A 9,632-nucleotide genomic window follows, 5' to 3' on the forward strand; every position below is an offset into this window, starting at 1 on the left:
TGTAACTTCAAGGAGATGAAGTTTATGTCTAGTTATGTAGTGGCAAATCAATGGGGCGGTAGTTCGGCACCCTGGCATCCGGGCGGAGACTGGACGCTAGGCGCGCGGGACAACCAGAACGTTGTCGCGATCGAGATCAAGTCGGGCGATGGCGGGAAGAGTTTCACCGGCACCATGACGTATGTGGGTGAAGGTCCCATTGGCTTCAAGGCTCAGCGCACGGGCCAGAACCAGTACAACGTTGAAAATCAGTGGGGCGGCAACGATGCCCCCTGGCATCCAGGTGGCAAATGGGTCATCGGAGGTCGGGATAATCAGAACGTTGTGGCGTTGAGCGTGACCTCCAGCGATGGAGGGAAAAACCTCAGTGGCACCAATACCTACGCCAACGAAGGGCCGATAGGCTTCCGTGGACAGATAGAGTAACGGCACCACCGAAATGTCCGGCCCCGCGAAGACGTTCGCGGGGTTCGGATCAGTGATCAGGCTTTTGCCAGGCCCATGCCCTGGCCCATCTGCACCGGCGAACCGGCCGCCAGCTCTTCAGCCCACTTAACTTGATCAGGCCCGAACAGCACAACAGCGGTCGAACCCAGCTTGAAGCGACCCAGCTCTGCACCTTTCTCCAAATGGATCGGCGCACGGGCAGCTTCGTCGTAGCGGAAGGTTTTCAGCTCGCGTTTCGGCGGCGTGACCAACCCGGCCCAAACGGTTTCGATCGACGCAACGATCATCGCGCCCACCAACACCACAGCCATCGGTCCGCGTTCGGTGTCGAAAATGCACGCCACACGCTCGTTGCGGGCGAACAGTTCCGGAACGTTTTCGGCGGTGGTCTGGTTGACCGAGAAGATCCGGCCCGGGATGTAGACCATCTCGCGCAGGGTGCCGGCCAACGGCATGTGCACACGGTGGTAGTCCTTCGGCGACAGATAAATAGTCGCGAAATCACCGCCCATGAACGGCGCTGCATTGGCCGCGTCGCCGCCCAGCAATTCCAGCACGCTGAAGCTGTGGCCCTTGGCCTGGAACACGCGACCGTGTTCGATCGGGCCGAGTTGGCTGACCGCGCCGTCGGCCGGGCTGAGGATCGCGCCTGGCGTCTCGTCCAGTGGGCGAGCACCGTCCTTCAAGGCGCGGGTGAAGAACGCATTGAAGTGCTCGTAGGCAGTCAGGTCTTCGACCAGCGCCTGGGACATGTCCACCTGATAACGCTTGGCGAACCAGGCGGTGAAGGCGTTCTTGAACCAGCGCACGCGGCATTCGGCAATGCAGCCGGCCAGTCGCGACAACAGGTGATGGGGCAGCAGGTATTGGCTGAGGATAAACAAACGCTTATTCATTAACTGTCCTTAAAAACCTTAAATCTCTACGGGCGTATCGGGGTGGTTGCCCCATTCGCCCCAGGAACCGGCGTAGCCTTTGACCCGCGGATAACCGAGGGATTTGGCCACCAGATAGGTGAAGCCAGAACGGTGGTGAGTCTGGCAGTGGGTAATCACTTCTTTGTCTTTGCTGATCCCGAGTTTTTCCAGGATCTGCGGCATGTCGGTGCGGATACGCAGGTTGCGCGCCTGATCCATGCCCGCGGTCCATTCGAAATTGACCGCGCCGGGAATGTGCCCGGCCTTGGCCGCCAGGACTTTTTCGCCGGAGTACTCTAGCGGCCCGCGCGCGTCCCAGATCGCCAGGTCGGGAGCACCGAGACGGCTTTGCAGGTACTCGCGAGTGGCGGTGGGTTCATCATGCAGGGTCAACGCAACCGGGCCGCCGACCGGAGCCGGGATCTGGATCGACATAGGCAAGCCTTCTGCCAGCCAGGCCTTCAGGCCGCCGTCGATATAGTGGTACTTGCTGTGGCCGATGACATCCAGCAGCCAGATAAAGCGACCGGCCCAACCGCCACCTTCGTCGTCATAGACGACATAGACCGCGTCCTTGTTGTGGCCCAGCTCACCGAACAACGCTTCGAGTGCCGTTTGCGGCGGCATCAGTCCCGGCGCAGGCGCCTGACCGAGTTGCGTGCGTTTCGGATCGACAAAGCGCGCACCGGGGATATGCCCTTCGGCATAGCGGGCGCTGCTGGTCAGGTCCACCAGAATCAGTTCGCGGGCGTCGAGACGGGGGAGCAAGTCGCTCGGCTCGATCACCAGCGGCAAGCCAGAGAAGTCAGACATGTGAGGTCTCCAGAGCACAAAAGGGAGGATTGTATAGCAGCGTCATTGGCCGCGGTGACTAAAGCTGTGCAGGGCTTTCTCGATGCACTGCGCGGTTTTGCCGAAGGCTTGCACGGTGATTTCCGAGAACGGCCCGCCGCCCTGATCCGCCACCACAATCATGATGACCCGGCCGTTATTGACCAGTGAGCGTAGCAGCAGGTGTTCGCCGCCGAACTGTGAGCGCAGATTGGCCGGCAGCAGGGCGGAAAATTGTGCGTTGTTGACCGGTGTCAGGCGTACCTGGGCTTGTTGCGAGAGCAGGCGTTGCAGCACGGTGCTCTGGCTGACGACGAAGTTCAGACCGGCCACTTCTTTTGGCAGCCCGGCCGTCTGGTGCACTCGCAGATTGTCATGGGTGCGGTCGGCCATCAGGATCATCACCCGACGCATGCCGCATGCGACCAAAGCGTCCCGGGCAGACGTGGTCAAGTGCATGGCATTGGTGAAGCGACTGGGCTCGACCAGCAACTCGGCACACTGTCTGCGCCATTTCGCCAGGTCTTCGGCCGTCGGTGCCGGGGCTGGCCGCAATCCGGCGTGAACGCGGTTCATGCCCCACGGCCAGATCAGTGAAACGGCCGGGTGCCAAAGGTCTGGCATGGCGTGATGGCGGGCGCTGTTGGCGGCCTGTTGGTGCAACTGCTGCTGCACTTCGTCCATCGGCATCTGCAGGTAAAGGCTGGTCAGGTACTGCCAGCGTTCACTGTGCGGACTGTCCCAGGCCTGTTGCGCCGACAGCGCCAGACCGTTGGCCAGCAGCACCGTATTGGCCGGCTGATTGAGCCAGCGGCGCAGGGTCGGATCGTCATCGAGGCGGTTCTGCTGGCGCAATGGATGATCGCTGTCGCGCGCGATGCGCAGCACTTTCACCAGCTCACGCTGCTCGTTGAGCAGCAGCCGATAACCCTGCTGCACCCAGATCGGCAGGCGCCAGATGTCCACGAGCGCCAGGCAGATATCCAGCAGGCGAGCGCCGAACAATTGCTTTTCAACTTTGTGCGCCGACTCACCTTTATGCATGACCCGCAGCTCCCACTCTTCGAGCAACTGCGGATGGGTCAATGCCATGGGCCACAGCGGCGAGAGAAACAGCAGGCTGCCCCAGTGGATGTCTTGCCACAGCCGGGCCAGGCGACTGGCGAAAAAACCGTTGGCCTGTTGGGTCGCGTGCTGGCTGATCAGTTGCAGCTGACGCAGGGCAACCGGGATGTCGGACTGAGGTTCGGCGGGCAACCGGGCGAGCAGTTCTTCGGTGCGCTTCAAACCGAGGCGATTGATCGCTACCTCAAGGTTTTCCGCAGGCTCGGTCATGCTGCCATGGGTGTGGCGATTGGCTTCGCGAATCACGCTCAAGGCCAACGCGGGGCTGTCCTGTATCAGTTCGGCGATATCGCGCAGGGAGCTGCGACTGTTGGCGATGGCCTTGCAGACACGGTCATGACTGGCTTGCGGAACCGGCAGGCGCACGCCATCGAGAAGCTTGACCCAGCCTTCGAGAGTGGTCGGTTTTGGAGTTGGAACGTTCGTTTCGTTAGCCATGTCTGGACGCGATCATCGTCTGCATTACCTATGCCCGGAGCGGGCCAAATTGGCTTTTCGCCTGAACTGGCTATAGTCTGGCGCAGTTTTGCCGATAAGTAGAAGAAGAGATTTTTTAACTTCCGAATATGACCTTGAACCCGACTCAGTAAGTGCTCTCCTACCTATGGCTAAAATTATCGGCATCATCGTCGTATTCGCGAGCGTGCTCGGCGGATACGTGCTTTCCCACGGCAAGATTGCCGCCCTGATTCAGCCCTTCGAGGTGTTGATTATCGGTGGCGCGGCCCTCGGTGCATTCCTCCAGGCCAACCCTAGTTACATGACCATGCACGTTCTCAAGAAGTCCTTGGGCATGTTCACTTCGCGTTTCAACCACACGTTTTATCTGGAAGTGCTGGGCCTGATCTACGAGATCCTCAACAAGAGCCGCCGCGAAGGCATGATGGCCATCGAAGGCGACATTGAAGATGCCGCCGCGAGCCCGATCTTCGCCAAATACCCTGCGGTATTGAAAGACGAACGCATGACCGCGTTCATCTGCGATTACCTGCGCATCATGTCCTCCGGCAACATGGCTCCCCATGAGCTTGAAGGCCTGTTCGACATGGAGCTTTACAGCCTCAAGGAAGACCTCGAGCATCCGTCCCACGCGGTGAACGGTATTGCCGACGCCATGCCTGGTTTCGGTATCGTCGCGGCCGTACTGGGTATCGTGGTGACCATGGCTTCCCTGGGTGAAGGCGATCAGAAGTCCATCGGCCTGCACGTTGGTGCGGCTCTCGTCGGTACCTTCTTCGGTATTCTCGCGGCGTACGGTTTCTTCGGTCCGCTGGCCCATTCCCTGGCCCACGATGCCAAGGAAGAACTCAACGTCTACGAAGCCATCAAGGCCTCGCTGGTCGCTTCCGCTTCCGGTATGCCGCCATCGCTGGCGGTAGAGTTCGGTCGTAAAGTTCTGTACCCGGCGCACCGTCCTAGCTTTGCTGAGCTGGAACAAGCGGTTCGCGGTCGCTAAGTCATGGAAAATAACCAGCCGATAATCATCAAGCGCGTCAAGCGCATCGCCGGCGGGCATCACGGGGGCGCCTGGAAAATCGCCTTCGCGGACTTCGCGACGGCGATGATGGCGTTCTTCCTGGTGCTGTGGCTGCTGTCTACCGCAACGCCTGAACAGAAGATCGCCATCGCCGGTTACTTCAAGGACCCGGTCGGCTTTTCCGAAAGCGGCACGCCGTACATCATCGATCTGGGCGGCACGCCGACCCTGGCGCCGGAGAACACCCTCAACCCCGAGGTGAAATCTCAGCCGCAGCCAGACAAGGTGACCATCGACGCCGAGCAGGTTGAAGGCATGGCCGAGCAGGTCGAGAAGGAGCGTCTCGAACTGTTGCTGCAAGAACTGCAGACCAAGGTCGAAGAGAACCCGCAGCTGAAGAAATTCAAAGACCAGATCAGTTTCGAAATCACGCCGGACGGGTTGCGCATTCAGATCGTGGACGCCGAAAACCGTCCGATGTTCGACTCTGGCAGTGCACGTCTGAAGCCGTACTTCGAAGACATCCTGCTGGCCATGGCCGACACCATCAAAGCGGTGCCGAACAAGATCAGCATCAGCGGCCACACCGATGCCAAGCCGTACACGGGCACCGGTGACTTTGGTAACTGGGAGCTTTCGGCCAACCGTGCCAACGCTGCCCGTCGTGCGCTGGTCGCCGGCAGCTATCCGGATGCGCAGGTGGCGCGGGTCGTCGGTTATGCCTCGTCAGCACTGTTTGATCGCGAGAACCCGTTCAATCCGATCAATCGCCGTATCGACATCGTGGTGCTGACCAAGAAAGCCCAGCGTGCCATCGAAGGTTCGCAAGGTGCGGAACCGGCTCCAGAACCGGCGCCGACGCAAGGGCAGGGCGGCCCGGGCGAAGTGCCCGCCACGCCAGTCGATCCGAACGCGTTGCCGGCAGATAAAGAGCCGTTGCCGGCGCATGAGCTTCGTGAGCGTTTGAATCTGTTTGATAATCCGGCGCCGAAACCGGCTGAACCACCCAAGCAGTGACCCATAAAAAAGCCGCGAGATAATCGCGGCTTTTTTATTTCTGCGGGAAGCTGCTGATCATTTTCGTGGCATCACGAAAATGATCCCGGCTACTTAATAGCTGGTTTCCGGCAAACTGGCGATAATCGAGCGATAGCTGTTCATCCGTTGCTGCTGCACGCGGCCTTCTTCGAGAGCCTTGAGCAGGGCGCACCCCGGCTCGCGGTCGTGCTTGCAGTCGCGGAAGCGGCAGGTGCCGATCAGGTCGTTGAACTCGATGAAGCCGGCTTCGACGTCGGCGCGGCTGACGTGGCCCAAGCCGAATTCGCGGATACCCGGGGAGTCGATCAACTCACCGCCACCGGGGAAGTGGAACAACCGCGCGGTAGTGGTGGTGTGAGTGCCCTGGCCGGACAGCTCGGACAGCGGGCCGACACGGGCTTCGACTTCAGGCAACAAGCTGTTGACCAGCGAAGACTTGCCGACGCCGGACTGGCCGACGAACACGCTGATGCGCCCGTCCAGCTGTTCTTGAAGTTGCTCCATGCCGTTGCCGTGGTGCGCCGAGACTTCCAGCACCGGGTAACCCAACGTGCGGTAAACCGCCAGCAAGGCATTCAACGCGGGGGCGTTCTGCTCATCGATCAGGTCGAACTTGTTGAGCAGCAGCAACGGCCGGATGCCAGCGTGCTCTGCAGCAACCAGATACCGGTCGATCAGGTTGGCATGGGGCTCGGGCAGCGGCGCGAAGACGATGACAATCATGTCGACGTTGGCGGCTACAGGCTTGAGCTGACCACGGCTATCCGGACGGCAGAGCTCGGTTTTACGCGGCAATTGCGCCACGATCACACCGATGCCCTGGTTGCCGGCACGCCAGACCACCTGATCGCCGGTCACCAGCGCCGGCAGGTTGGCGCGCAAGTGACAGCGGAACACCTGGCCGGCCAAATCGCCATCGAGGGCTTCGACTTCGACTTGCACACCGAAGTGCGCGATCACCAGGCCGGTCTGTTCCGGACCCAGATCGCCACCCTCAAGTGCCTCGACAGCCGAGGACTCGCGTTTAGCGGCGCGGGCAGCGCGCTCGCCCTGAATCTTTTCGATGCGCCAGTTTTGACGACGATTGAGTTGGCGTTTGGCCATGGGTGTTCCGTATCAAGAATGCAGCGATTAGGTAAAACGGCCGCGAGTTTAGCACGCCCGGCCACCGGCCTAGGCTAAACTGCGCAGCATTGCCTAGGAGCCGACACATGCAAAACCCGCAGAATCTGATCTGGATCGACCTGGAAATGACCGGTCTGAACCCTGATACCGACGTCATCATCGAGATGGCCACCATCGTCACCGACAGTGACCTGAACACCTTGGCCGAAGGTCCGGTGATCGCCATCCATCACAGCGACGAAATTCTCGCCGGCATGGACGAGTGGAATACCCGTCAACACGGCGGCTCCGGGCTGACCCAGCGCGTTCGCGACAGTCGCGTCAGCATGGCCGAAGCCGAGGCCGAAACCATCGCCTTCCTGGAGAAATGGGTGCCGAAGGGCAAGTCGCCGATCTGTGGCAACAGCATCTGCCAGGACCGTCGCTTCCTTTATACCCACATGAAATCCCTGGAAAGCTTCTTCCACTACCGCAACCTCGACGTCTCGACGCTGAAAGAGTTGGCCGCACGCTGGGCGCCGGACGTGCGCGACAGCTTCAAAAAGGGCAGCACTCACCTGGCCCTGGACGACATCCGCGAATCGATCGCCGAGCTGCAGCACTACCGCAAGCATTTCATCAAGTTCTGATGCAGAGCAGCGGAGGCCTTTGTGGTGAGGGGGCTTTCTGTGGCGAGGGGATTTATCCCCGTTCGGCTGCAAAGCAGTCGTAAAACCTGTGAATGCGTTGCCACTGAAAGAATGCAGGGGAGCGCTTCGCACTCCAACGGGGATAAATCCCCTCGCCACAGGTATGCGCGAATGCTTCGGTGCCCCCTTTTGGTGCCGTCCCTAAATGGCTAGACTGCGCGCCTTCCTGCAAGGACCGCCACCATGTTGCTGATGCTTTACCTGATCGCCATTACCGCCGAAGCCATGACCGGTGCCCTGTCTGCCGGCCGTCGCGGGATGGATTGGTTTGGCGTGGTGCTGATCGCATGCATCACGGCGTTGGGCGGCGGATCGGTGCGCGACGTGCTGCTCGGCCACTACCCGCTGACGTGGGTCAAGCACCCGGAATACCTGGTACTGACCTCGGTGGCGGCGATGTTCACGGTCTTCGCCGCACGCTGGATGCGCCACCTGCGTTCGCTGTTTCTGGTGCTCGACGCCGTGGGCCTGGTGGCGTTCACCCTGATCGGCTGTATGACCGCGCTGGAAATGGGCCACGGCATGCTGGTGGCCTCGGTCAGCGGCGTGATTACTGGGGTTTTCGGCGGCATTCTGCGCGACATCTTCTGCAACGACATCCCGCTGATCTTCCGCCGCGAACTCTACGCCAGCGTCTCGTTTGCTGCGGCGTGGTGCTACATGCTCTGCATTTACCTGCAATTGCCGGGTGAACAGGCAATTCTCATCACCTTGTTTGGCGGCTTCCTGCTGCGGTTGCTGGCGATCCGTTTTCACTGGGAAATGCCGAAGTTCGTTTATAACGACGAAGCCTGACACCACACGGTCCCTGTAGGAGCTGCCGCAGGCTGCGATCTTTTGACTTTGATTTTTAAGATCAGAAGATCGCAGCCTGCGGCAGCTCCTACGCCAGGCCGTGTTGTTTCAACGCCCACTCGACGTGTTCTCGGACCAATTCAGATGGATAGTCGCGCCGCGCCTTCAACGCTTCCAGCACCGGAATGCTTGATGGCGCGTTCCCCAGGCCTACGGCCAGGTTTCTCAACCAGCGCTCGTAACCCGCCCGACGTAACGGCGAACCTTCAGTGCTGCTGAGAAACTTCTCCTCGTCCCACATGAACAGCTCTGCCAACTCTGCGTTGTCCAGATTGTGCCGTGGCTTGAAGTCGCTTTCTCCAGTGGGACGGGCAAAGCGGTTCCACGGACAGACGATCTGGCAGTCATCGCAACCGAACACCCGATTACCGATCAGTGGCCGCAAATCTTCCGGGATCGCGCTTTTCAGTTCGATGGTCAGGTAGGAAATACAGCGTCGGGCGTCGAGTACATAAGGGCCGACGAAGGCGTTGGTCGGGCAGATATCGAGGCATGCGGTGCAACGGCCGCAATGTTCGGTGCTGTGTGGCGGGTCAACCGGCAGCGGCAGGTCGACGAACAGTTCGCTGAGAAAGAAGTAACTGCCGGCCTTGCGATTCAAGACCAGGGTATTTTTGCCGATCCATCCAAGACCGGCCTGTTCCGCGATGGCTTTTTCCAGCACCGGTGCGCTGTCGACGAAGGCGCGGAAACCAAACGGGCCGATCTCGGCCTGAATTTTATCGGCCAGTTGTTGCACGCGTTTACGGATCAATTTGTGGTAATCGCGGCCCAAGGCATAACGCGAGACGTAGGCTTTTTCCGGTTGTGCCAGACGTTTGGCCATTTCGGTGTCGCCCGGCAGGTAGTCCATGCGTAGGGAAACGACCCGAAGCGTGCCGGGCACCAGCTCTTCCGGGTGTGAGCGTTTGCTGCCGTGGGCGCCCATGTAGTCCATTTCGCCGTGGTAGCCGGCCGCGAGCCAGCGCTCCAGGTGCTGCTCATGCTCGGCCAGGTCAAGGCCGCTGATGCCAACTTGCTGAAAGCCCAGCTCGCGGCCCCAGTCCTTGATGGATTGGGCGAGGGCGGGCAGGTCTGTGGTAATTGCGGGCATGAGGCGAGAGAAACCGGAGCTGAGGTGCGTATAAT

The 9,632-nt window shown here is 60.3% G+C and carries 10 protein-coding genes; 5 read left to right on the plus strand and 5 right to left on the minus strand.

Annotated features, from left to right (window positions below):
* Positions 1-24 precede the first annotated feature (24 nt).
* Complete coding sequence (locus tag ACA059_RS02455; RefSeq protein WP_497632598.1) at positions 25-426, plus strand: lectin OAA family protein; 402 nt, start codon at positions 25-27, stop codon at positions 424-426.
* 56 nt (positions 427-482) lie between these two features.
* Here the strand turns inward: ACA059_RS02455 and asd are convergent, their stop codons facing one another.
* From asd to ACA059_RS02470, 3 genes are read right to left on the minus strand one after another with little or no spacing between them, the layout of a single operon-like run.
* The gene (asd, locus tag ACA059_RS02460) at positions 483-1,343 is read right to left on the minus strand and encodes an archaetidylserine decarboxylase (protein ID WP_046045706.1); all 861 of its coding nucleotides are present in this window, start codon (positions 1,341-1,343) and stop codon (positions 483-485) included.
* Positions 1,344-1,361: 18 nt separating this feature from the next.
* The gene (locus ACA059_RS02465; RefSeq protein ID WP_497632599.1) at positions 1,362-2,177 is read right to left on the minus strand and encodes a rhodanese-like domain-containing protein; all 816 of its coding nucleotides are present in this window, start codon (positions 2,175-2,177) and stop codon (positions 1,362-1,364) included.
* A 42-nt stretch (positions 2,178-2,219) separates the two neighbouring features.
* Positions 2,220-3,758 (minus strand): HDOD domain-containing protein, encoded by a 1,539-nt coding sequence (locus tag ACA059_RS02470; RefSeq protein WP_497632600.1) that lies wholly within the window; start codon positions 3,756-3,758, stop codon positions 2,220-2,222.
* A gap of 166 nt (positions 3,759-3,924) precedes the next feature.
* On the opposite strand from ACA059_RS02470, the gene motA reads away from it, so the two are divergent.
* Positions 3,925-4,776, plus strand: a complete 852-nt coding sequence (gene motA, locus ACA059_RS02475; RefSeq protein ID WP_497632601.1) for a flagellar motor stator protein MotA — start codon at positions 3,925-3,927, stop codon at positions 4,774-4,776.
* A gap of 3 nt (positions 4,777-4,779) precedes the next feature.
* Entirely contained in the window at positions 4,780-5,814 is a 1,035-nt protein-coding gene (motB, locus tag ACA059_RS02480; protein ID WP_497632602.1) for a flagellar motor protein MotB, read from the plus strand.
* A gap of 93 nt (positions 5,815-5,907) precedes the next feature.
* Here the strand turns inward: motB and rsgA are convergent, their stop codons facing one another.
* The gene (rsgA, locus tag ACA059_RS02485) at positions 5,908-6,939 is read right to left on the minus strand and encodes a small ribosomal subunit biogenesis GTPase RsgA (protein WP_008153263.1); all 1,032 of its coding nucleotides are present in this window, start codon (positions 6,937-6,939) and stop codon (positions 5,908-5,910) included.
* Positions 6,940-7,046: 107 nt separating this feature from the next.
* On the opposite strand from rsgA, the gene orn reads away from it, so the two are divergent.
* Positions 7,047-7,589, plus strand: a complete 543-nt coding sequence (gene orn / locus ACA059_RS02490) for an oligoribonuclease (protein WP_497632603.1) — start codon at positions 7,047-7,049, stop codon at positions 7,587-7,589.
* 243 nt (positions 7,590-7,832) lie between these two features.
* Entirely contained in the window at positions 7,833-8,444 is a 612-nt protein-coding gene (locus ACA059_RS02495; RefSeq protein WP_129438987.1) for a trimeric intracellular cation channel family protein, read from the plus strand.
* Between the two features lie 88 nt (positions 8,445-8,532).
* On the opposite strand, the gene queG is transcribed toward ACA059_RS02495, so the two are convergent.
* Positions 8,533-9,597, minus strand: a complete 1,065-nt coding sequence (gene queG, locus ACA059_RS02500; RefSeq protein WP_046045715.1) for a tRNA epoxyqueuosine(34) reductase QueG — start codon at positions 9,595-9,597, stop codon at positions 8,533-8,535.
* Between the last annotated feature and the right edge of the window lie 35 nt (positions 9,598-9,632).

It is taken from the genome of Pseudomonas sp. LBUM1647, from assembly GCF_059716175.1.